Below are 24,695 nucleotides of genomic sequence, written 5' to 3'. Positions count from 1 at the left end.
TTGTCATTCAGAGCTGAAATGAATTAAGAATGGTTGCAATATAGTTACTTTTGTAGTATTATGTTTCTAGTTAAAATGCAAAGTGCTAAATTCATTTTAACAAAGGATAATAGACAGTTATTCAAAGTTGAAAATAATGCTTAGGGATGGATCGTTGCTATGTCACGTTCATCACGAATGTATGGTCATAGATGTTATAAAGTCAAACCTGAAAAGAAGTTTGATGGGTGAAGCCTACCCTATTGGAGGTAACAGCATGAAATGGTATGTTGGACAGGTCAGAAGCGGTCACGAAAGAAAGATCGTAGAGAAATGCCGGACTATGATTTCAAAGGATGTTTTACAGGATTGCTTTATACCAGAGTATATCCGAAAAAAGAAATATATGGGGAACTGGCATGATGTAAAGGATATCCTGTTCAAAGGTTATATCTTCATGATAACGGATCAGATTGATCAATTAAATATAGAGCTTAAAAAAATACCTGATTTCGTGAAGGTCATCGGTAAGAAAAAAGCAGATATATTTCCTTTAAATGAAGAGGAAGTTGCTTTCATGAAATCATTTGGAAAAGAAAATCATGTTGTAGAGATGTCTACAGGCTTCATACAGGGAGAGCAAATATTTATAACAGAAGGACCATTGCAGGGGAAAGAAGGACAAATCATAAGAATAGATCGGCATAAGCGGGTCGCCTATCTTCAACTCAGCATGTTCAACAAAGAAACCACAACAAAAGTCGGATTAGAGATCATAAGCAAGTGCTGAAAAGGGACTTGCTTTTATTTTGGAGGGATAGATTTGGAGAAATTCAAGGATAAAATATGGCTGTCAAGCCCCACTATGCATGGAGAAGAATTAAAATATATTACAGAAGCCTATAAAACAAATTGGATGTCTACAGTGGGTAAAAACATTAATGAAATAGAAAGAATGATTTGCGAAAAAGTAGGATGCAAATATGCTGTTGCTTTAGCATCCGGGACATCCTCTTTACATATGGCAGTTAAACTAGCTGGAGTAAAACCTGGAGATAAAGTGTTTTGTACAGATATGACATTTGGTGCTACTGTCAATCCAGTAGTCTATGAAGGTGGGATACCAGTATTTATAGATACGGAATATGATACATGGAATATGGATCCGATTGCTTTAGAGAAAGCGTTTGAATTATATCCGGAGGTAAAAATTGTTGTCTTGGTCCACCTATATGGAACCCCAGGTAAAATCGATGAAATCAAAGCAGTTTGTAAAAAGCATAATGTCATTATCATAGAAGATGCAGCCGAGTCTTTAGGAGCAAGATATAAAGGTGTACAGACAGGAACATTTGGGAATTACAATGCAATATCATTTAATGGCAATAAGATCATAACTGGATCCTCAGGTGGGATGTTTCTGACTGACGATAAAGAAGCGACTGAGAAAGTTAGAAAATGGTCTACACAATCAAGAGAAAATGCACCTTGGTATCAGCATGAAGAATTGGGATACAATTACCGGATGTCAAACGTCATTGCAGGTGTGGTAAGAGGACAAATTCCACACTTAGAGGAGCATATCGCACAGAAAAAGGCTATTTATGAAAGATATAGAAAAGGGTTAAAAGGCCTGCCAGTAAAAATGAATCCTTATGATGAAGAGAATAGTGAGCCAAACTTCTGGTTATCTTGTTTAATTATCGATAAGGAAGCAATGTGTAAACAGGTAAGAAGTGAACAAGAGGCACTATTTATTAGTGAAGCAGGCAAAACTTGTCCAACAGAGATATTAGAAGAATTGACAAAATACAATGCAGAAGGCAGACCAATTTGGAAACCGATGCACATGCAGCCAGTGTTTAGAATGAATCCTTTCATTACAAGAGAAGGAATCGGAAGAGCAAGTACGAATGCGTATCTCGAAGGCAGTACATTAGATGCAGGTATGGATATTTTTGATAGAGGATTATGTCTACCTTCTGATAATAAGATGACAATAGAAGAGCAAGGCCAAATCATAGAAATCATTAAGGGGTGCTTTAAATAATGTACAGATTATTTTTTAAGAGATTTCTTGATTTCACATTGTCCTTAATAGCAATAATCTTGTTGAGTCCAATTTACTTGATTGTAGCCATACTTGTAAGAGTGAAATTGGGAAGTCCTGTTATATTCAAACAGAAAAGACCAGGCAAGGATGAAAAGATATTCAAGATGTACAAGTTTCGAAGCATGACGAGTGAAACTGATGGGGAGGGAAATCTTCTGCCAGATGAAGTTAGGTTAACTTCATTTGGAAAGAAACTTCGTTCAACGTCACTTGATGAACTTCCAGAGCTCTTTAATATTTTAAAAGGAGATATGAGTATTATCGGTCCTAGACCTCTATTGGTCCATTACTTACCACTTTATAATGGATTTCAAAAACAAAGACATGATGTAAGACCAGGTTTAACTGGACTTGCGCAAGTGAGTGGACGCAATGCAATTTCTTGGGAAGAGAAATTTGAAAAAGATGTAGAATACACGAAAGAGTATTCTTTTTTATTGGATATGAAGATATTATTTATGACTGTGAAAACGGTTTTTAAGAAAGAAGGAATTAGTAGCGATACCTCTTCGACAATGGAGGAGTTTAAAGGATGATTAATAGGTGATGATATGAACAATATTGTAATTGTAGGTGCATCTGGATTTGGCAGAGAAGTAGCATGGCTAATTGAAAATTCAGATAAATGGAATGTTAAAGGTTTTGTAGATGATAATGAAGATTTAGAACATAAAAGTGTGAATGATTATCCTGTTTTAGGCACAATAGATTTTTTGCTTAATGTAAATGAGAAAACCAATGTAGTAGTAGCCATTGGAAATCCTCGAATCAGAAAAAAAATAGTTGAAAGACTTCAAATTAATAAGAATATTTCATTTCCTAATATATTTGATAAAGATGTCATTATAGATAAAACTGTCACGATAGGTTTTGGAAATATCATTTGTAAAGGTAGTATTCTAACTACAAATCTAGAAATAGGAAATTTTAATCATATCAATTTGAATTGTACGGTAGGGCACGATGTGCAGTTTCATGACTATATAACAGTCTATCCGGGAGTGAATATTTCAGGTAATGTAAGAATAAATGATTGTGTCGAAATTGGAACGGGAACTAAAATCATACAAGGAAAAGAAATAGTTAAAGAGACGGTGATAGGTGCTGGTTCTGTTGTTGTAAAAGACATAGTTGAAAATGGCACTTATATAGGAGTACCAGCAAAACAAATGAAATAAGATTGGAGAAAGTATGAAAAGAGTATTAATGACTGCAACTGTTCCATCAATGATTGGACAGTTTAACATGAATAATATCAAATTACTACAAGAACTGGGATATACGATAGATGTTGCCTGCAATTTTGATGATTATTCAGTTTGGAATGAAGAAAGAATAAAAAAATTCGAAAGTGAATTAAAGGAATTAAAGATTAAAAAAATTAATATTAGTTTTTCGAGAAGTCCTAAAAATATAAAAAACATAATAAATTCTTATAAACAAATAAAGCAGTTATTAAATGATAAGAATTATTCTCTAGTTCATACACATACACCTATCTCAAGCTTTATAACACGTTTAGCTTATAAAAAAAGTAATATATACGGAACTTGCAAAATGATTTACACAGCGCATGGTTTTCACTTTTTTAAAGGAAACAATCCATTTAAAAATTTTGTTTTTAGAAATATTGAAAAAATTTCTGCAAAATATACGAATGTACTGATTACAATTAACAATGAAGACTATATTGCAGCAAAGAAATTTAAATTAAAGAAAAGCGGTACTGTTGAATATGTACCAGGTGTTGGAATTGATATAGATAAAATTAATATAATTAAAGAAAATAAGATACAATTATGTGAAGAGTTGAATATTCCAAAGGATGCAATCTTAATACTTTCAGTTGGAGAGCTTAATGCTAATAAAAATCACAAGATTGTAATAGAAATATTACCAGAGTTACCCAATAATGTGCATTATCTAATGTGCGGTGATGGTCAGTTGAAAGAGCAACATGAGCGATTAGCCAAGAAATTACATGTATCAGACAGATTACATTTTCTTGGATATAGAAAAGATGTAATTAAGATAATGAAGTCATGCGATATTTTTGTATTTCCTTCAAAAAGGGAAGGACTGTCAGTAGCTTTAATGGAGGCAATGGCATGTGGATTACCTTGTGTCGTTTCCAAAATTAGAGGAAATGAAGATTTAATTGAAAATGAGAAAGGTGGATACTGTGTGGATTTAGAAAACGAAAGCTTTAATATTTATATAAATAAAATATTAGAGTTAGACCTTTCTAGATCAATGGCTGCTTTTAATTATAATAAAGTTTCAAATTATTCTATAAAGAAAGTGAATTTGAAAATGAGGGAAATTTATGAGAGAAATGAATAAAGAACCTTTGATTTCTGTAATTATGGGTGTGTATAATGATCAGAGATTTTTAAAAGAAGCAATAGAATCTATTCTTTGTCAAACCTATAAGAATTTTGAATTTATTATATGTAATGATTGTTCTGCGGATCAAAGCACTAAGATATTAGAGAAATATAAAAAAATTGATAATAGAATAACAATTATAAATAATAAAAAAAACATGGGGCTAGCAGCCTCACTTAATAGGTGCATAGATATATCTAAAGGTGATTATATTGCAAGAATGGATAGTGATGATAGGGCTTTATCAGATAGATTTTCTATTCAAGTAGAGTATTTAAATGAGCATCCAGAAACTAGTGTGATCGGTACTAATGTATACTATATAGATAACTCATCAAATAGGTATTCAAAGACTGAATTTCCTCATATGAAAAGTATTTCATTAAAAGAAGCGGTTAAGCAAACTTCCCTTATTCATCCTTCTGTGATGATGAGAAAAGAAGCGATACTTAATGTGAATAAATATACAGTAACTGAATTAACATGTCGTGCTGAAGATTATGATTTATGGTGTAAAATGAAAGAAGAAAGAATGGTATTGGAGATTATTGGTGATTATCTTTTAGAATATAGAGAAGATGAAAGTGGAATAAAAAAAAGAAAATATGTATATAGAATTCAAGAGGCGAAACTAAAATTTTATTGGATGAAGCGTACAGGAATGACAAAGTACTTATTTATTTATGCACTGAAACCATTAATTATTGGAATGATTCCAAAAAAGGTTTATAAAAAATTACATAAAAGGAGAGTTATAGATGTCTAATATTCTTTTTGGAGTTTGCATTATATTACCGGTTTTATGTATAGGTAGTGGATGCTATTTTATTAGGCAAGAACAAAAAAAATGTGATATTTTATCCATTGTATTGATTTCAGTTGGCTTAGCTTTAATTGCTTTCTATACATTGCCTAATACATCGGATGACTTACAGAGACATTTTGATGTCATGGGAAGTTATCAAAATCATTCTATTATGGTAATATTTCATTCAGGATATTCATTGGTATATTTGAATAACTTAATAATGTATATAATTGCACAAACTAATATATTAGGCTTATACCAAGCGATTTTTACATTTGTCGGATATTTCTATTTATTTAAGCTAATACTAATGATTTATGATGATTTAGAAATACGAAACAAAAATATATTGATAGGTATGTTGTTATTTATATTTTGCATGTCTTTTTATAAAACTTATATCTTAGCAATAAGAAATTATTTTTGTTTTATCACCGGTGCATATTATTGTTATGCATTAAGAACAGAGAGAATACGAGTTCATCACTTCTTGATTGTAGTTTTATTATTATCGCTTATTCATCCGGTATCATTGGTTCTTGTAATTCCTTTATTAGTAGATTGGATAAAAAATAGAAAAATTCAGTTCGCTTTATTAGTAGGTATTTTTTTTCATTATCCTATTTTAAAGTTTTTTTTAAGTTTATGTCCGAAAGACTCATTTGTGTATCTTAAGATACTACCATATTTAAATGGAACTATACAGCCATATAATGCGAATTATATGATTTTATTTATGCTTCTTGCTCTCTTTGCTTCTTTTATAATTATACTAATGTATAAACAGAAGTCTAATACAATTAAGTATTTAATTCTATATACAATATTAGCGTTATCAACGTTCTATCAATTTGATCTGATTAGAAGATTTATGTACTTGGTGCCTTTGTTTATGATAGAACCTTTATTTATTTTATTATCAGAAAAAAAGATTAATAATTATTTTGAATTTAAGAAATTTAAAATTAAACTAACACATATTTTATCTATAATTATGTTATTTTTGTCAATTGCTTCTATATTAGCGACATATGCAAATATCATAGCATATGGCTGGTATTGGATATTTTAGGGGAGGCTTTTAATGAAAAAGAAAATATTATTTAGCATAACTAATTTAATTGGTGGTGGTGCAGAGAAAATACTTCTTGATACAGTGAAAGCAATGGATAAAACAAAATATGATGTGTATGTTTTTTCTTTGTTAAATGAGGGAATATATATAGAAGAAATAAAAAAATATGCAACATATTTTTTTGCTTTTGATTTAGAAGCGTATCCAGAGCGATTGAGAAATTATATTCGCTTTCTTTTTTTAAGATATATTAAATTTTCAAAAAAAGAAAAATTATACAAGAAATATGTTCAGGGAGAATATGATTATGAAATAGCATTTTTAGAAGGACCAGTAACTAAGATAATTGCCGGTTCTAAGTCAAGGACTCCCAAATATGCATGGGTTCATGTTGATTTAATAAATCTGCCTGATAGCAATAAATACTATAGAAGTAAAGAAGAAGCGAAAGAATGTTATAATTTTTACAATAAGATATTATGCGTTTCATCTGATGTGAAAACTTCTTTTTTAAAAATATACGATGTGGATGAAGAAAAAGTGCAAGTTCAACTAAATGTGCTAGATACTAATAAGATACTAAATTCTATAAAAAATGTTACAGAATATAAGAGGCAGAATCCATTAAATCTTATTACTGTGGGAAGACTTAGTCCACAAAAAGGATATGATCGACTTTTAAAGTGTTGTGTTAGATTAAAAGAAGATAAATTGACATTTAAATTAAAAATTGTAGGAACCGGACTCTTGAAGGATACTTATCAAAAATTTATTGATGATAATGAACTAAATGATTGTGTTGAATTAACTGGATTTATTGATAATCCATATCCATTATTAAAAAAAGCAGATTTATTTGTATGTTCTTCATTAACTGAAGGATTTAGCACAGTGGTTTCTGAAGCTATTTTTTTAGGTACACCTGTACTTACGACAGATTGTGCAGGAATGAAAGATATTTTAGGAGACAGTGAATTCGGTCTAATTGTAGAGAATAATGAGAATGGACTATATGAAGGTTTAAAGCAATTACTTAAGGATAAGGATAAATTAAATGAATTGAGAGAAAAAGCAGTAGAAAGAAGTCCTTTTTTTGATTTACAAGCACGTTTATATGAGTTTGACTGTTTATTTGAAAAAGGTAATGAATATGAGTGATATTAAAATAACAATTATGACACCTACGTATAATCGTTCTAGTTTCTTGCCTAAATTATATGAGACTTTAACAAAGCAAACAGTTGATTTAACGATGATGGAATGGATTATAGTAGATGACGGATCAACAGATGATACAGAAGATATAGTTCATAAGCTGAAAGAAAAGAGTCCATTTGGGGTTAATTATATAAAATCAACAAATAGAGGAAAACATCATGCAGTTAATATGGGAATAGAAAATGCGACAGGAGAATTTTTCTTTATAGTTGATTCAGATGATACTTTACCAGAAAATTCAATAGAAAGAATTATCTTTTGGTTTACTACTCTAAAAAGTGAACAAGAAAAGTTTGCAGGTATTGGAGGCTTGAAATCTTATGAATTTAGTGGAGATGTAGGAGAATCGTTTGAAGGAGAATATTTGGACTGTTCTTCAATAGAAAGAAGAGAAAAGAATATAAAAGGAGATAAAGCTGAGGTTTTTTATACAGATGTAATAAAGAAGTATAGATTTCCGGAATTTAGTGGTGAAAAATTTCTAAGTGAATGTGTCTTATGGAATGAAATAGCAAGAGACGGATATAAAATAAGATGGTTTAATGAACCCATTTATCGATGTGAGTATTTGGATTCAGGCTTAACTAGAAATATCTATAATCATTTGGCTAAATCGCCGAAAGGTTTTTTACTATATACAATAGAACTTATGCAGTATGAAGCTAGATCAGAACTTAAAAGGATGTATTATGCAGGAGCATATCATGTTTTAGTAGAAAATATAAAGCTAAGTGTATTATCTAAAAAACTAAAAATTTCTGTCTTAAAAATTGTAGTAGGCTCCTACATATTTAGGATAGTTCAAAAAAGAAAGGGAAGGCGAATAAATGAATAAAAAAGTCTGTGTATTATTATGTACATATAATCGTAAAAAATGTTTAGAAAAAGTTTTAAATGCATTAAGTAATCAAACCCATCAAATATCAGGAATTGTAGTCGTTGATAATCATTCAACTGATGGGACTTTATGTCATTTAAATGCTTTAGGCTTAAACTTACATGAAAAGATTAATGAGGTACAAATCACTAATTTAAATAATATCAAATTTTATTATTATTTAAATGAAAAAAATGAAGGAGGGGCAGGCGGATTTAAAAAAGCCTTTGAAATAGGATTAAAGTATGACTATGACTATTATTGGGTAATGGATGATGATGTATTACCAGAAGTAAATTGCTTAGAAATTTTGCTTGAGGGTATGGATGAAAATCATAAAGTGTGCATCCCAAACAGAACTTGTGAAAATTTTAAAGATAATGCTGTTATAAAAATGAATTTTGACAATTTCTTTAAACGTGTAGAAGATAAACAAGTTATTTCAGATTTTACCGGAAAAGAAAAAATAGAAGTTGTGGATTTTGCGTTTGAAGGACCATTGTTTAATTCTGAAATTTTGTCGGAAATTGGTCTACCAGATGATAAATATTTTTTACTCTTTGATGATAGTGACTACGCATATCGCTGTACAAAGATAACAAAGATATATTTTATGGTTAATGCAAAATTAAATAGGCAACTACCATTGCCCAATATAAGTGAACCAATTTATTGGAAACAATACTATATGTTGAGGAATTCATTTGTATTTGATATGAAATATGGGAAGAATTTCATTTTTAAACGATTACGCCCAATGTATTTTTGTTTGTTTTCATATTTAAGAGCAATTTCAAAATGGTCTTTGCCTAGAATTAGATATACCAAAAAAGCATATCATGATGCTAGGCATAATTTATTAGGAAAACAGGTTAAACCTGGAGAAAAGTTCGATGGAAAGTGAGTGAATTGAATGTATGATTATTTGATAGTAGGTGCAGGTCTATTTGGTTCTATTTTTGCATATGAAGCAAAAAAAAGGGGAAAAAATTGTCTTGTAATTGACAAAAGACCTCATATCGGCGGAAATATTTACACTAAAGAAGTGGAAGGTATTAATGTTCATGAATATGGGGCGCATATATTCCATACATCTAATCACGAGGTCTGGAAATATATTCAGCAATTTGCTACTTTTAATAGATATACCAACTCTCCTATTGCAAGGTATAGAGATGAAATTTACAATATGCCTTTTAATATGAATACGTTTAATAAGCTTTGGGGAGTAATTACCCCAGAGCAAGCGAAGAAAAAAATCGAACAGCAAATCAAAGAATCAGGTATTATAGAGCCTAAAAATCTAGAGGAGCAGGCTATATCATTAGTAGGAAGAGACATATACGAAAAATTAGTAAAAGGATATACACAAAAACAATGGGGAAGAAGATGTGATGAGCTTCCTTCTTTCATTATTAAAAGATTACCCGTGAGATTTACATACGATAATAATTATTTTAATGATTTGTATCAGGGCATACCGATTGGTGGATATACACCGATTATTGAAAAAATGCTTGAAGGAATTGATATACGATTGAATTGTGATTATTTTTCTAAAAGAAAAGAACTAGAAACGATTGCTAATAAAATCGTTTTCACTGGCATGATTGATCAATACTATGATTATTGCTTTGGCGAATTAGAATATCGTAGTCTTAGATTTGAAACAGAAATATTAGAAAGCGAGAATTATCAAGGTAATGCTGTGGTAAATTATAATGAATATGAAATACCATATACTAGAATTATAGAACACAAGCATTTTGAATATGGGAAGCAAGAAAAAACAGTAATAACAAGAGAGTATCCAGCAACTTGGAAAAAAGGTGATGAACCATATTACCCGATGAATGATGAAAAAAATAATTGTCTGTATGAAAAATATAAAGCACTTGCAGATAAAGAAAATAAAGTTATTTTTGGCGGAAGATTGGGAATGTACAAGTATTATGATATGCATCATATCATAAGTGAAGCCTTAGAGATGGTAGGAAAAGAGTTTAATGAATAAAATACAAACTGTCAAAAAGAATTTTATAATGAATTTCATTTTGACTGCGGCAAATTTTATATTTCCTATTGTAACATTTCCCTATGTTTCTAGAATTCTATTAGCTGAGGGAACTGGAAAAGTAGCATTTGCAGCATCTATTGCGAGTTACTTTTCTATGATTGCTGCCTTAGGGATTCCAACTTATGGCATACGTGCATGCGCAAGAATACGCGATGATAAAGATAAACTAAATAAAACAGTACAAGAGCTTCTTATAATTCATATGAGTGCGACTAGTTTAGCATTAATGTTTTATTTTATTAGTGTCTTTATAGTGCCAGAATTATATAAAGAGAAGACCTTAATGCTAATAAATTCTTTATCTATTATTTTAAATGTTTTTGGAGTTAATTGGTTATATCAAGCACTAGAGCAATATAGCTATATAACTTACCGCTCTATATTTTTTAAAATTATATCCATAATACTAATGTTTTTCTTTATCCATCAAAAAAGTGATTATATTATTTATGGTGGAATTGCGATTTTTGCAAATGCAGGATCTAACATATTAAATTTTATTAGATTACGCAAGTTAATTAATTTTAAAAAAGTCGAAAGTTATAGTTTTCTAGTGCATATAAGACCGATTTTGGTTTTCTTTGCTCAATCTGTTGCAATTACAGTCTATACAAATCTCGATACTGTCATGCTTGGTTTTATGCAATCTGATATAGAGGTCGGGTACTATAATGCTGCAATAAAAATTAAGACAATATTGCTAAGTTTAGTCACATCTTTAGGAACGGTTTTATTACCTAGATTATCTTATTGTATTCAAAAAAATGATAAGATACAGTTTCAAACCTTAATTTCTAAGAGTATTAGATTTGTTTTTATAATAGCATTACCACTAACTATTTTCTTTATTTTATTTGCAAAAGAAACACTGATTGTTTTATCTGGAAGAGATTTTATAGGCGCAACGCTGGCAATGCAAATAATTACTCCTACTATTCTTTTAATAGGATTATCTAACATCACAGGTATCCAAATATTAACACCTTTAGGGAAAGAAAAAATTGTTGTATACTCCGTTACATTTGGTGCAATCCTTGACTTAATTGTCAATTATATATGTATTCCTAGATTAGGAGCCGCTGGTGCATCTTTAGGCACACTGATTGCTGAATTTTCTGTTTTGGCTGTACAAATTATGTATACTTCAAAACAATTACATGAAGTTAAGTGTGGATTCAAAATTTTTAAAATAATTATTTCATGTTTATTTGCTTCAATACTTGTACTTTTCATCAATCTGTTTACCGATTTTACAGTCTTCTTCAGTTTATTTGTATATGCAATTTTGTTTTTTGGAAGTTATGTTATTTGCTTGATTCTATTGAAAGAAGAGTTTGTGGTTGACTATATATATAAAGGTTATTCAGCTTTAAAAACTAGGAGGTGAACTTTGTGATGAAAGAGTTTTTAATTTCTAAAAAAGGGATTTTTTGTATAAACTTAGTTCTCCTAATATTATTTGCTTTCTCAGGATGTATGAAGTATGAGGTTTCTGATGACTTTATCATGGAAATGGTGGTTTCTGGAGCTTATACAGGCTCACCTTCCTCATTTATTATGTTTATGCATCCTATGATTGGGATTGTTCTCTCTATGTTATATACATTTATCGCAACAATCAACTGGTATTTTATTTTTCAAATTGCGGTAATATTTACTTCATTATGCATTATATCGTATACGTTTTTGAAATATAAAAAAGATAATCTAAGCATATTGCTTTTTATGATATTTCTTTTGTTTTTTTCCAATGATCTATACTTATTGGTGCAATTCACAAAAACTGCGACGATCTCTCTATGTACAGGATGCATTCTTATTTTAAGCAATATTTTAGATAGCAAAACGATAAATAAAAAAGAAGTCGCTTTGGGGGTTTTCCTTTTTTGTGTTGGCTATATGATAAGAAATAAATGCATCTATATTGTTTTATTTTTTTCTGGACTACCAGTCTTATTTTATGGAATAAAGAAGAGGCTCAAATACATAGATTTCGTGAATTTGGTTAAAAAAGCAGGGAAAGTAATATTCCCATGTTTTCTTATTTTGATTGGATTAAGTCTTTTCAGTATAGGATTTGTTCAACGATATCCTGCGTTTAAAGCATATAAAACATATAGTGCATATCGATCTGATATTGTAGATTATTCTTACTACTCATATGAAGATAACCGAATAGAATTTGAAAAAAATGGAATTAGTGAAAATGATTTTTATACATTAGTTCATTGGAATTTCGGAGATATAGAATATTACGATTTAGATAAATTAAAAACGGTTAGCACTATTTTAAATGCCTATCGAGATAGCCAATATACGAGTATAAAAGGAACGATTGTCAATTTAATAAATCGCCAGTATAAATATTACGTAAGTGTTTGGGCACTAATCCTCATTTCATTGATTGGAATTTTTGCAATAAGAAATGGAATCTTTCAAGTCTTGGCTGTGAATTTCTTTGCTTTCTGTTTATTGTTTTTAAACATGTATCTAGGAAGACTAAACTATCGTGTTGAGTATTCTATCTTTTTAGCAGCCACAGCATTTTTGCTCTTTAGCATTCAAATATCTGAAAGTCGAATCGAAAAATTTAGCGATAAATTTCTAATCGCAGTTTTGATCGTTCTATGTGTATGTAGAATACCAGTGTATATACCAAGTTATGGAAAAAGTAGTTATGATGCATTGTTTATTTCATGGAATAATGATTTAGCAAAATATAATGCTTCTTTTGAAAAAGAAAAGGATATGAGTGTTATAAACGAAATTAAGCAGAATCCAAATAATTTTTATTATTTAGGTTTTTATTCCAATATTCAAACGTTATATTTGAATTACAATCCATGGAAAGGGATTCAAAAGTCAGAATTTAAGAATGCTGCTTTTTTTGCGGGAATTGATACATTCCATCCGGATTGGATGAAGCAATTGGAAAAACATAGTATAAATAACCCTATGGAACATTTATTAAAGGAAAATGTTTATTTTATAGAGAACAGACCGATAAATGAAATCTTGACTTTTATACAAGAACATTATAAAGTAAATGTGGAAATGACTTTGTATAAAAAAATAGGGTCATATTATATTTGGAAAATAAGGTAGGAGAATGAAAATGAAAATTTTGGTAACTGGCGGCGCAGGCTTTATTGGCGGGAATTTTATTCACTATATGGTGGATAAATATCCGGACGATGTGATAGTAAATCTTGATTTACTTACATATGCGGGTAATTTAGAAACATGTAAACCTGTTGAGGATAAAACAAATTATAAATTCTATAAGGGTGATATAGCCGATAGAGCTTTTGTTTTTGATTTATTTGAAAAAGAGAAATTTGATGTGGTTGTAAATTTTGCGGCAGAATCGCATGTTGATAGAAGTATAGAGGATCCAGAAAGTTTTGTTAGAACGAATGTAATGGGAACTACGACTTTATTAGACGCTTGTAATAAATATGGGATTCAACGTTATCATCAGGTTTCAACGGATGAAGTATATGGAGATCTGCCATTAGATAAACCAGATTTATTTTTTACGGAGGAAACTCCTTTGCATACATCAAGTCCATATAGTTCATCAAAAGCAGCGGCGGATTTGTTTGTTTTAGCTTACCATAGAACATATGGTTTACCAGTGACCATTAGTAGATGTTCCAATAATTATGGACCATATCATTTTCCAGAAAAATTAATTCCATTAATGATTTCTAGAGCTTTAGCTGAGGAATCGCTTCCTGTATATGGTACTGGAGAAAATGTAAGAGATTGGTTACATGTATATGATCATTGTGTGGCAATTGATTTAATTATAAGAAAAGGAGAAGCAGGTGAAGTTTACAATGTCGGTGGACATAATGAGCGAACAAATCTAGAAGTAGTTAAAACAATTTTGAAAGCATTGAATAAGCCGGAGTCTTTAATAAAGTATGTTGAAGATAGAAAAGGACATGATTTAAGATATGCAATTGATCCATATAAGTTAGAAACAGAACTAGGATGGAAACCAAAATATAATTTTGACACTGGTATACAACAAACAATTCAATGGTATTTGGATTATAAAGAGTGGTGGCAAAATATTCTTTCTGGAGAGTATCAAAATTATTTTAATAAAATGTATAAAGAAAAAGGGAGAGTGTAACATGAAGGGGATTATCTTAGCCGGAGGATCAGGAACTAGACTTTATCCATTGACACAAGTTGTATCGAAACAAATACTGCCTGTATATGATAAACCGATGATTTACTATCCATTATCTACACTCATGCTTGCTGGAATTAAAGAGATTCTAATTATTTCTACACCACGAGATGTAGTAGTATTTGAAGAATTATTAGGGGATGGAAGCCAATTGGGATTACGTATTGAATATGCAATACAAGAACAACCAAGAGGATTAGCAGAGGCATTTATAATTGGTGAAAAATTTATAGGAAACGATCGTGTTGCATTGATTTTAGGAGATAATATTTTTTACGGTCGTCATTTTACGGCAACGTTAAATGAAGCTTTATCAAAAAAAGGTGCAACAATTTTTGGGTACTATGTAGATAATCCTAAAGAATATGGCGTCGTCACGTTTGATAAGGATTATAAAGTACTAACACTAGAAGAAAAACCTGAAATCCCTAAATCTCATTATGCAGTTCCTGGGTTGTATTTCTATGATAATGATGTTGTAGAGATTGCGAAAACTATAAAACCTTCAGCTAGAGGAGAACTGGAAATTACTTCCGTAAATAATGAATATTTACATCGTGGAAAGCTAAATATCAAAGTTCTTGGAAGAGGCTTTGCATGGCTAGATACGGGAAATCCCAACGCCTTACTTGAAGCATCTGAGTATGTTGGAGCAGTTCAGAAAAGAAGTGGTTTATATGTTTCCTGCATAGAAGAAATTGCATACATAAAAGGTTTTATCGATAAAGTTCAATTGTTAAAATTGGCAGAGAAATTTGCGAAAACGGATTATGGAAAATATTTATTGAGACTTGCAGAAGAAGATGTCAATGAAGTAAGCGTAGTAAGGGGGTAATCGTGTGAAAAATACAATTATCCTTCTCTACGAATCTTGGCTAAATAAAACAGGAAATATTACTGGAAATGATGAAATAGATGAGTGGATTGAGCAACGAAATAACGATCTTGAGGTTCAGATAGAAAAAATATCTTTGAACGAGTGTAGTCCATGGTACTATGACGAAAAAGAAGGACAAATTAGAAATCAGAATTTATCATTTTTCACGGTAAAAGGATTCCAAAGAAAAAGAGAAAATGATGTCATATTAGAACAACCCGTTATTTTACAAAACGAAATAGGTTACTTAGGAATTATTTGTAAGGAAATCGATGGTGTATTGAATTTTTTGATGCAGGCAAAAATTGAACCTGGGAATATTAATAAAATACAATTGTCGCCTACAATTCAAGCAACAAAAAGTAATTTTACTCAAAAACATGGTGGTAGAAAACCGAATTATTTGGAATATTTCCTAAATGCGGTTGATCACGAAATCATCGTAGATCAAATTCAATCAGAGCAATCTTCACGTTTTTATAAGAAACGAAATCGAAATATTATCATAAAAGTACAGGATGAGGTTTTGTTAAAACCAAATTTTAAATGGATGACATTAGGACAAATAAAGCGTTTAATGAAAAAAGACAATATTGTGAATATGGATACACGAACCGTATTGTCTTGTATTCCATATTATAATCACAGTTTTTCAACTAATGAATTAAAGGCAATGGAAGCAAAAGCAAATGATAAAAGTTTATTTAAATCGATTTTTACAATGCATGATGAGTATATGATTCCTAGAATATATCAACAAATAAACAATTCAAAAATGTTTGATGATGAAGAAGATGCATTGGTTTCTCTAGATCAACTTTCTACGTGGAAACATATAGAGAAGGAAATTAAATGTGTTCATGAATATGATTTTAAAGTCATATTTTGTGACATTATGATTGAGGGAAGAGAAGTAACGAGATGGAGCCAGCCGTTATTTGAGGCGACAGGGATTGCTTTATTTGGACTATTTGTTTGTAATGATAATGGTGTAAAGAAATTTTTAGTAAGGATAAAGAAGGAAATCGGCTGCTTTGATTCTTTGGAATTAGGACCAACTGTGCAATTAGAGCCATCAAAAACACAGGATAAACAGGATCAGATAGTAGATTTGTTTATGAATAAAATGAATCATAATGTAAATATTATACATGATGTACTACTTTCAGAAGAAGGAGGTAGATTTTATCATGAGCAAAACCGAAATGTTATTATAGAAATAAATAAAAATGAGATCCATGCTGTGGAAGAGGAAGGATATTTCTGGGTAAGCTATAGAACTTTAAATCAATTAGTTCAAGTTAATAATTGTTTAAATATACAACTTAGAAATTTAATATCATTATTAGAGGTGTAAAAATGAAAAAAATTAGAATTGGAATTATATGTCCATCAGAAATCGCATTTCGTAGATTTTTACCTTCATTAGAAAAAGAAGAGAATTTTACATATGTAGGTGTTGCAATTGCATCAAAAGAAGAGTGGGATGGAGATGTTGCAGACACTGTAATTGAAAATGAATGGAAAAAAGGAAAGACTTTTGTAGATACCTATGGCGGGAAGATCTTCGAGAGTTATTCTTCCTTAATTATGTCAAATGAAGTTGATGCAGTCTATCTACCATTGCCTCCTGCCTTACACTATAAATGGGCAAAGAAAGCATTAGAAAATGATAAACATGTATTTGTTGAAAAACCTTCAACTACAAATTATCAAGATAGTTTAAACTTGGTCAAATTAGCTGAAGAAAGAAAACTTGTATTGCATGAAAATTATATGTTCCAATATCATTCACAAATTTCAGAAATAAAGAAAGAAGTTGAAAATGGAAAAATTGGAAAAGTGCATTCATATCATGCTAGATTTGGTTTTCCTAGAAGAGATAAAAATGATTTCAGATACAATAAAGAATTAGGGGGAGGCGCTTTATTGGATGCTGGAGGATATGTAATAAAACTTGCAACAAAGTTACTCGGAGAAGATATTACATTGGAGTCATGTGTCATGAATTCTTATGAGGATTTTGATATAGATCTATATGGAAGTTATATGTTTAGAAATAGTAAAAATGAGGTATTTATTGGAGAATATGGAATGGACTGTGAATACCAATGTATGCTATCCATATGGGGAAGTAGAGGAATTATGCAAACGGATCGTATTTTTACAGCCCCCGACAATTTGAAACCAAGTTTGAAAATTATTCAAAACGGAGAAGTTGAAACTCTTGAATTAAACTGTGATTCTCATTTTAGAAAATCCATATGTCAATTTTATAATGCTATCAATGACACCGCTGTAAGAGATAAAATCTATCATGAAATACTTTTACAAGCTCAATTAGTTCAAAAGGTTAGAGATATTTCAGGAGGGTTAGGGAATGATAAAATTTAATAAACCATCGATTACGGAACTAGAAATCAACAAAGTAGTTGATTGCTTGAACGGGAATAGTATATTATCAGGAGATGGAAAGTATACAACAGAAGTATATGAACATTTTAAAAAGAGATTTCATATTGATAATATGTTGTTGACAACTTCAGGGACTACTGCATTAGAGATGGCTTCTATTTTAATTGATTTAGAACCAGGGGATGAAGTAATTACGCCTTCTTTTACTTTTTCTTCTACGGTAAATGCATTTCTATTAAGAGGGGCAAAACCTGTATTTTGTGATATTCGAGAAGATACATTTAATATCGATGAAAATTTAATTGAGGATCTAATAACACCAAAAACAAAAGCAATCTATGCTGTTGACTATGCAGGTTTTCCATGTGAGATGGATAAGATCAATGAAATTGCAAATCGCCATGGTCTTTTCGTGATTGAAGATGCTGCTCAGGCGGTAGGATCTACATACAAAGGTAGATATGCAGGAACATTAACTGAATTTGGATGTTTTAGTTTTCACGAAACCAAAAATTATGTTATGGGTGAAGGTGGCGCAATTGTTGTTAATGAAGATAAATATATGGAGCGTGCTGAAATCATCCGTGAAAAAGGTACAAATCGAAGAAATGTATTACGCGGATTAGTAGATAAATATACATGGCATGATATCGGTTCTTCTTTTTTACCTAGTGATTTGCTAGCAGCAATTTTGTCAGCACAAATGGAACGTTATGATGAAATTCTAGAAAAAAGAATGAATGTATGGAATACATATTATAATGGACTAGAATGCTTAGAGAAGGAAGGCTTATTGAGAAGACCGGTATTGCCAGAAGATATCGAGCATAATGCGCATATGTTCTGCATCGTATTGCCTGATGAAGATACAAGAACAAATTTAATCAATTCTTTAAAAGAAAAGGGTATTTCAAGTTATATTTGTTATGTACCTTTGCATTCTTCACCATATGGACAAAAATTAGGATATACACCAGAAATGTTGCCAGTTACTGAAGATTTAGGAAAGAGAATATTAAGATTACCTCTGTATGTAGACATGACGACTGAAGATACTTTGTATGTAGTAGATGAAATTTCAAAATCTTTGAAAAGAGGATAAAAATGATAGTCTACAAGAAAAAACTAAAAGTCAATCTGAATTTAATATTTCTCCTAATAATTATAGGGTGGCCATTAATTCATTCTTTTTTCGGAATAGATATGGCGGATACAGGTTTATATTTATATAATTACCAGCATCCGTTTTCCGAAACAGTCTCATTAATGACTTTCTTGGCGACGATTATTGGATATTTATGGTACAGCATTACATCTTTTTTAGGATTATGGGGATTGAACCTTCTTGAGGTTCTTATTGAATGGGCTAGTTGTTACTTTGTATATAAATTGTTGAAAGAAGAGATAAGAAAAGAAATTCTTTTATTTGGAATAACATTGAGTCTCTTAATTTGTGATACATATATTAATGTTTATAATTTTCATCAATTAAATATGCTTTTAATGATTATGGCAATTTATTTTTTGTATAAAGGGTTAATAAATAATAAATTATTTTATTGCTGTATTTCTGGAATATTAGTTGGTATATCTGTATTTGTAAGATTACCAAGTATTACTAGTATTATTTTAATATTTCCGATAATAATTTGGAAATATTATAATTCCAATGTAACTAGAAAAGATACGATTAGTCAAATTGTCTCTTTTTTATCTGGTTTCATTTTATCAATAATAGTTATTTTGCTAATTTATATGCTAATTTTTGGATTTGACTATTTGTTAGAAGAATTCAATCGTGCTCTGTTTTTATCAAAAGGAGAAAGTGGAACTTCTCAATATGGTTTTTTAAATGTATTTATATTTTTGATAAAAGATAGTATGGCATCAATAGAAATAGGATTATTACTTTTAGTATATTCTATGTTGATTGGATTTTTTATTACTAGAATTAAATATTATTTAAAGGATAAAAAGTTATATTCTTTTCTCTTTTTTTGTTTAGCTTGTGTGGTACTTTTGTTGATTTTTTATTCGATTAATAGTTTTTCTGCAATGCCACAAGGATGGGCAAAACTTAGCTCTTTTGGATGGATATATTTTGGAATATTGTTGATATGCGGAATATATTATTCAATTCTAGGAACATATTCAGATAAATATAAAAAAATTGGATTATTAGGTGTTTTAGGAATTTTACTGAATTATTTAGTGTTTATGGGATCTGGAGTTAGGTTTCGACATACAATTTTAGGTATGTGGATACTAATGCCATTAGTATTTCATTTTCTCTATAAGTTATTTATTGAATTTAAAAATAAATGGTTAGGAGTAAGTTCGAAAATTATTTTTTTAATTTGTATTGTATTAATTTCAAATTATTTAATAACTACTAATATGTATGATGATTCTAACATCTTTAATTTAAATTCTAAAATTAATTCGAAAGAAACAAAATTACTGTTTACTACACAAAGACAGGCAGAGACAGTAAATGATGTCTTGAATATACTTAATAATTCTATTTATGATAATAAAGAATTATTAGTATATGGTGATAGTGTTCTATTATATGAATTAAGTAATAAAGAGGCATATGTGCGTCCATGGATAAATGTTTCATCATATTCTATAAAAGAATTTTCTCAAGATTTGGAGGAAAAGTTGAAAGAAAATTCATCTCTGCCATTGATTGTTATTTGTCGTACATCATCTTATTTTGGATTTGATGAAGTTGGTTATTTAAGTAATTTAGAAAGAACATCACAAATAAATGAGAAGAAGATGATTCTAAACAATTTTATAACTAATAATGAGTATAAGTTAGTTTATGAAAATGAATATTACAGTGTTTATGAATGAAAGGGGTAAAAAATATGACACGTAAAGTCTTAATTTTAGGTGCAGGGAATGCACAATATGACGCTATAAAATATTGTAAAGAAAAGGGATTTGAAGTGTATGGATGTAGCTACACAGATACAGATAAATCAATTCCGCTTTTAGATCACTTTGAGAAAATTAACATTATTGATGTTGATGAAGTAAAAGAATATGCAATAAAGATTAACGCAGATATCGTTTATTCAGTTGGTTCAGATGTTGCAATGCCAACAGCGTGCAAAGTAAGTGAACAATTAAATTTACCGTATTTTGTTTCGTCAGAAACAGCAATTATATGTAATAATAAACAGCAGATGAGAGATTATCTAGGTTCTGATTTTGAAGGGAATGTACATTATTTTGTTTCATCAAATAAAGATGATTTAAGTGAAGAAACACTAAATTTTTTCCCAATGATGATGAAACCAGTAGATTCTCAAGGACAACGTGGAGTTCGTTTAGTATCTAATATGGATGAAGTTCTTGAAGAATATGATGAATCAATGTCACATTCAAAAAGTAAAAAAATAATTTTTGAAGAGTATCTAAATGGTCCTGAAATAAGTGTAAATGCTTATGTTTATGAAAAAGAATTAAAATTCTTTCTTGTATCGGATCGTGTATCTTTTGAAGAATATCCAGGAGGTATTATAAAAGAACATCATTTACCAACGAAAGAAAGTCCTGTTGTTGTAGAAAGAATTAGGGCTTTGGTAGAGAGAGTTGTTAATAAATTAAATATAGAGAATGGCCCAGTATATTTCCAAATAAAAATTGTTAACGATGTTCCTTATGTAATTGAAGTAACTCCTAGATTAGATGGTTGCCATATGTGGAATGTTATAAAAGAATATTGTGGATTTGATTTGTTAGATGCAACATTTCAACATCTATTAGGCAATGAACAACTTGCTTTCTGTATGAAAGAAAAAGAAGGGAAATTTAAATTAGTGTTTACTTGTGAGAAGCCAAATACGGCATTTGATCGCAGTAAATATATTATTCCTGATAAATGTTGTTATTTACGCTGGTATTATGAAAATGGAGATAATGTGCGTGTTTTAAATGGCTTTATGGAAAAAGGCGGATATTATATAGAGGAAGTGAAATAAATGCGAGTTGTTGTAGTCGGCGCTAATGGTTTTATTGGGGTAAACTTAATAAAGCGATTATTAAAATGTCAGTATGATGTAATTGGCATTGATCAATATGATAACCATCTGCAAATGTTTTTGGATAATTCATCATTTAAATTAATCAAGGAACAAGTATCATATGATGTTTTGATGAACGTATTACAACCAGATGATGCAGTAGTATGTCTTGCTGCAAAAAGATTAACTCCCAATTTTAATTTAAATGATTATGTTGCAAATATTCATTTAAATTGTGATATATTTCAAAGTTGCATGGACTCAAATACAAAAAATGTAGTATTTTTGTCTTCTATTTCTACATATCGTGCCGATAATGAAAGCTGTAGTGAAGAAATTGATACTGGATCAGGTAATTTATATGGCGAGTCAAAGTATGCAATGGATCATTTAATAAATTTTTTGAATAAGAAAAAAGAAATGTGTATAAAAAGCCTACGCTTGGCACAGGTAATTGGAACAGGTGAACGAAAAGGATATTTGTTAAATACGCTATTAGATAATGCGAAAGAATATAAAGAACAAGTTATATATGGTAGTGGATGTGGAGAGAGACAATATATATATATTAAAGATGTTATATCCGCAATTATTTGTGCAATCGAAGCAAAAAATGCGAAGGGTATTTATAATATAGGGATTAAAGGGCGTATTTCTATTTCTAATCTAGCAAAGCTTATAAACCGAGTTTTTAAAAATGAAGCAGGAATTAAATATTTACTAGAAAAACCAGAAGATAAAAGTATATTAGAGATGGATGTATCAAAAGCGGAAAAAGAATTGAATTTTAAGCCTAAGTATGATTTAGAGGCAGCAATTCAAGATTTAAAGAACTATTATTAGGGGTGTAAATGATGAAAATTACAATAGTAATTCCTTGTTATAATTCAGCAGATACAATCGGAAAAGTAGTGGATTTAACAAGTAAAATTTTAAGCGAATTAAAAGGTATTTCTTATGATTTTGTTTTAGTGAATGATTATTCAAAAGATCAAACTTATAAAAAAATTGAAGAAATAAGTAAATCTTATAAAAATGTCATTGGTGTGAATTTAGCCAAAAATGCAGGACAACATAATGCAATATTAGCAGGATTAAGTATTAAAGAATCGGATTATTATCTAGGAATGGATGATGATATGCAAACACATCCATCACAAATAGAAAAGCTGATTAATAAGATATCAGAGGGTTATGATGTAGTCTATGGTAAATATACAAATACAACTTCAAAAGGTATAAAAAAAATAACAAGCAATTTGCATAATTATTCTGTTGAAAAGCTAATTGGAAAACCAAAGGGATTAAAGGCTACAAGCTTTTGGATAATTAAAAAGAAAATTCGTGATAAAATTATTCTTTATCCATCACAATTTACGGATTTACAATCTTTATTTCTTAGAACAACTGCAAATATAACAAATGTAGAGTTAGAACATTTTGAACGTATAAGTGGCAGTTCAAACTATACATTTCGGAAATCATTAAAATTATGGTCGAGCATTTTAAATTTCTCTGCGCAACCATTTCACTATCTTATGGTAGTTTCTATTGTAATTATAATTTTATCTATATTTTTTACATTGCTTTTTGCATTTAATAGAAATAATAATTATTTACTTTGTCTCATTGCGTCTTGCATAGGTTTGTTATTATTCTCTATATCGCTACTAGGAATTTATATTGTAAGAATGATGTTTGTTATAACTCAAACGCCACAGTATATGATTTCAGAAATAACAGAAGAAAACATTGATTAAATAGAATAACTAGGTTAAATATATCGCCTGTTTTATAAATCTCTATAGTTTGTCGTTAAAATAGTAATTACCAAAATAGTATTAGAAAATATGGTAGAATGAATTTTATGACAAAAAAAGTAAGCAATTTTAATACTATGGATTTAATAACATATGAGGAGGAACACTTTATGAAGAAAATAAATTGGATACAAATTATAAAAATACAAGCAATTATTTTTCTTTATTCAATTATAAGTATACTATCAAAAATTGCTTCGTCTTTTCTAGAAAAAGAAATATGGATGGTAATGGTTATTTTATTAATCATGTTAATAGTATTGGCAAGCTATGCTTTTTTATGGCAAAAATTGTTAAAGAAAGTTGATTTATCCATTGCTTATGTGAATAAAGGTATGCTCTTATTTTGGTCTATGATTTGGTCTGTTGTTATTTTTAGAGAGGAAATAACAATACTTAATATTATAGGGACTATAATAATTTTTGTAGGGATAATGGTGGTGAATGAAAATGCTTAATATCTATACTTTAATCATGTTACTTTCGTCTTTTTTAGCTGCTATATCTCAAATTTTATTAAAGTTGAGTGCAAAAAAAAATCATAAGAATTGGATAATGGAATATATAAATCCAGTTGTTATATCTGGATATTTATTATTATTATTGACAATGATTATGAATATATATGCATATAGTGGTATTGATTATAAATTTGGTCCTATTTTGACAACAACTAGCTATATATTTGTTGTAATACTTAGTATATATATTTTAAAGGAAAAATTAAATAAGAATAAAATAATAGGAATTTCATTGATTCTAATAGGAATTGTAATTTTTAATATAAAAATATAGCTATTTAAATAG

The 24,695-nt window shown here is 29.7% G+C and carries 24 protein-coding genes; all 24 read left to right on the top strand.

Annotation, left to right across the window (positions count from 1 at the left end):
* The first annotated feature begins 256 nt into the window (after window positions 1–256).
* The 24 genes from loaP to G4D54_20845 all read left to right on the top strand — a co-directional run bounded on the left by loaP (window position 257) and on the right by G4D54_20845 (window position 24,683).
* Complete coding sequence (gene loaP / locus G4D54_20960; protein ID QJA05254.1) at window positions 257–769, top strand: antiterminator LoaP; 513 nt, start codon at window positions 257–259, stop codon at window positions 767–769.
* A gap of 33 nt (window positions 770–802) precedes the next feature.
* Window positions 803–2,029: an aminotransferase class V-fold PLP-dependent enzyme gene (locus G4D54_20955; GenBank protein QJA04728.1), complete on the top strand. Its 1,227-nt coding sequence runs from the start codon at window positions 803–805 to the stop codon at window positions 2,027–2,029.
* Window positions 2,029–2,628 (top strand): sugar transferase, encoded by a 600-nt coding sequence (locus G4D54_20950; protein ID QJA04727.1) that lies wholly within the window; start codon window positions 2,029–2,031, stop codon window positions 2,626–2,628. Before G4D54_20955 ends, G4D54_20950 begins: the two co-directional genes overlap by 1 nt.
* 15 nt (window positions 2,629–2,643) lie before the next feature.
* The gene (locus tag G4D54_20945) at window positions 2,644–3,270 is read left to right on the top strand and encodes an acetyltransferase (protein ID QJA04726.1); all 627 of its coding nucleotides are present in this window, start codon (window positions 2,644–2,646) and stop codon (window positions 3,268–3,270) included.
* Between the two features lie 13 nt (window positions 3,271–3,283).
* Complete coding sequence (locus G4D54_20940; protein QJA04725.1) at window positions 3,284–4,435, top strand: glycosyltransferase family 4 protein; 1,152 nt, start codon at window positions 3,284–3,286, stop codon at window positions 4,433–4,435.
* Window positions 4,419–5,246, top strand: coding sequence for a glycosyltransferase family 2 protein (locus G4D54_20935; GenBank protein QJA04724.1), 828 nt, complete (start codon window positions 4,419–4,421; stop codon window positions 5,244–5,246). Before G4D54_20940 ends, G4D54_20935 begins: the two co-directional genes overlap by 17 nt.
* A complete protein-coding gene (locus tag G4D54_20930; protein ID QJA04723.1) occupies window positions 5,239–6,360 on the top strand; it encodes a hypothetical protein in 1,122 nt (373 codons plus the stop codon). The genes G4D54_20935 and G4D54_20930 overlap by 8 nt, the downstream gene beginning before the upstream one ends.
* Before the next feature lie 12 nt (window positions 6,361–6,372).
* The gene (locus G4D54_20925; protein QJA04722.1) at window positions 6,373–7,521 is read left to right on the top strand and encodes a glycosyltransferase; all 1,149 of its coding nucleotides are present in this window, start codon (window positions 6,373–6,375) and stop codon (window positions 7,519–7,521) included.
* A complete protein-coding gene (locus tag G4D54_20920; protein ID QJA04721.1) occupies window positions 7,514–8,416 on the top strand; it encodes a glycosyltransferase family 2 protein in 903 nt (300 codons plus the stop codon). The genes G4D54_20925 and G4D54_20920 overlap by 8 nt, the downstream gene beginning before the upstream one ends.
* On the top strand, window positions 8,409–9,362 hold the full coding sequence (locus G4D54_20915; GenBank protein ID QJA04720.1) for a glycosyltransferase: 954 nt from the start codon (window positions 8,409–8,411) through the stop codon (window positions 9,360–9,362). The genes G4D54_20920 and G4D54_20915 overlap by 8 nt, the downstream gene beginning before the upstream one ends.
* A 9-nt stretch (window positions 9,363–9,371) precedes the next feature.
* The gene (gene glf / locus G4D54_20910) at window positions 9,372–10,472 is read left to right on the top strand and encodes a UDP-galactopyranose mutase (GenBank protein QJA04719.1); all 1,101 of its coding nucleotides are present in this window, start codon (window positions 9,372–9,374) and stop codon (window positions 10,470–10,472) included.
* Window positions 10,465–11,922, top strand: coding sequence for a flippase (locus G4D54_20905; protein ID QJA04718.1), 1,458 nt, complete (start codon window positions 10,465–10,467; stop codon window positions 11,920–11,922). The genes glf and G4D54_20905 overlap by 8 nt, the downstream gene beginning before the upstream one ends.
* Window positions 11,923–11,930: 8 nt before the next feature.
* Entirely contained in the window at window positions 11,931–13,640 is a 1,710-nt protein-coding gene (locus G4D54_20900) for a hypothetical protein (protein QJA05253.1), read from the top strand.
* Window positions 13,641–13,650: 10 nt separating this feature from the next.
* Window positions 13,651–14,679, top strand: coding sequence for a dTDP-glucose 4,6-dehydratase (rfbB, locus tag G4D54_20895; GenBank protein QJA04717.1), 1,029 nt, complete (start codon window positions 13,651–13,653; stop codon window positions 14,677–14,679).
* A gap of 1 nt (window position 14,680) precedes the next feature.
* Entirely contained in the window at window positions 14,681–15,574 is an 894-nt protein-coding gene (gene rfbA, locus G4D54_20890) for a glucose-1-phosphate thymidylyltransferase RfbA (protein ID QJA04716.1), read from the top strand.
* A 4-nt stretch (window positions 15,575–15,578) separates the two neighbouring features.
* Complete coding sequence (locus tag G4D54_20885) at window positions 15,579–16,973, top strand: dNDP-4-keto-6-deoxy-glucose-2,3- dehydratase (protein ID QJA04715.1); 1,395 nt, start codon at window positions 15,579–15,581, stop codon at window positions 16,971–16,973.
* Window positions 16,974–16,975: 2 nt separating this feature from the next.
* Window positions 16,976–18,010: a Gfo/Idh/MocA family oxidoreductase gene (locus tag G4D54_20880; GenBank protein QJA04714.1), complete on the top strand. Its 1,035-nt coding sequence runs from the start codon at window positions 16,976–16,978 to the stop codon at window positions 18,008–18,010.
* Window positions 17,997–19,133: a dTDP-4-amino-4,6-dideoxygalactose transaminase gene (gene rffA, locus G4D54_20875; GenBank protein QJA04713.1), complete on the top strand. Its 1,137-nt coding sequence runs from the start codon at window positions 17,997–17,999 to the stop codon at window positions 19,131–19,133. The genes G4D54_20880 and rffA overlap by 14 nt, the downstream gene beginning before the upstream one ends.
* 2 nt (window positions 19,134–19,135) lie before the next feature.
* The gene (locus G4D54_20870; GenBank protein ID QJA04712.1) at window positions 19,136–20,893 is read left to right on the top strand and encodes a hypothetical protein; all 1,758 of its coding nucleotides are present in this window, start codon (window positions 19,136–19,138) and stop codon (window positions 20,891–20,893) included.
* The gene (locus tag G4D54_20865; protein ID QJA04711.1) at window positions 20,890–22,026 is read left to right on the top strand and encodes an ATP-grasp domain-containing protein; all 1,137 of its coding nucleotides are present in this window, start codon (window positions 20,890–20,892) and stop codon (window positions 22,024–22,026) included. The genes G4D54_20870 and G4D54_20865 overlap by 4 nt, the downstream gene beginning before the upstream one ends.
* A complete protein-coding gene (locus G4D54_20860) occupies window positions 22,027–22,911 on the top strand; it encodes an NAD(P)-dependent oxidoreductase (GenBank protein ID QJA04710.1) in 885 nt (294 codons plus the stop codon).
* Between the two features lie 8 nt (window positions 22,912–22,919).
* Window positions 22,920–23,828, top strand: coding sequence for a glycosyltransferase (locus G4D54_20855; protein QJA04709.1), 909 nt, complete (start codon window positions 22,920–22,922; stop codon window positions 23,826–23,828).
* 170 nt (window positions 23,829–23,998) lie between these two features.
* Window positions 23,999–24,346, top strand: coding sequence for an EamA family transporter (locus G4D54_20850; protein ID QJA04708.1), 348 nt, complete (start codon window positions 23,999–24,001; stop codon window positions 24,344–24,346).
* Window positions 24,339–24,683 carry an EamA family transporter gene (locus tag G4D54_20845; protein ID QJA04707.1) on the top strand — a complete coding sequence of 115 codons (345 nt, stop codon included), beginning with the start codon at window positions 24,339–24,341 and terminating at the stop codon, window positions 24,681–24,683. The genes G4D54_20850 and G4D54_20845 overlap by 8 nt, the downstream gene beginning before the upstream one ends.
* Window positions 24,684–24,695 lie beyond the last annotated feature (12 nt).

Origin of the sequence: [Clostridium] innocuum, assembly GCA_012317185.1 — a bacterium.
GTDB classification, from domain to species: domain Bacteria; phylum Bacillota_I; class Bacilli_A; order Erysipelotrichales; family Erysipelotrichaceae; genus Clostridium_AQ; species Clostridium_AQ innocuum.
Note: the sequence above shows the minus strand (reverse complement) of the source record. Positions and strands in the feature narration are given on the sequence as shown.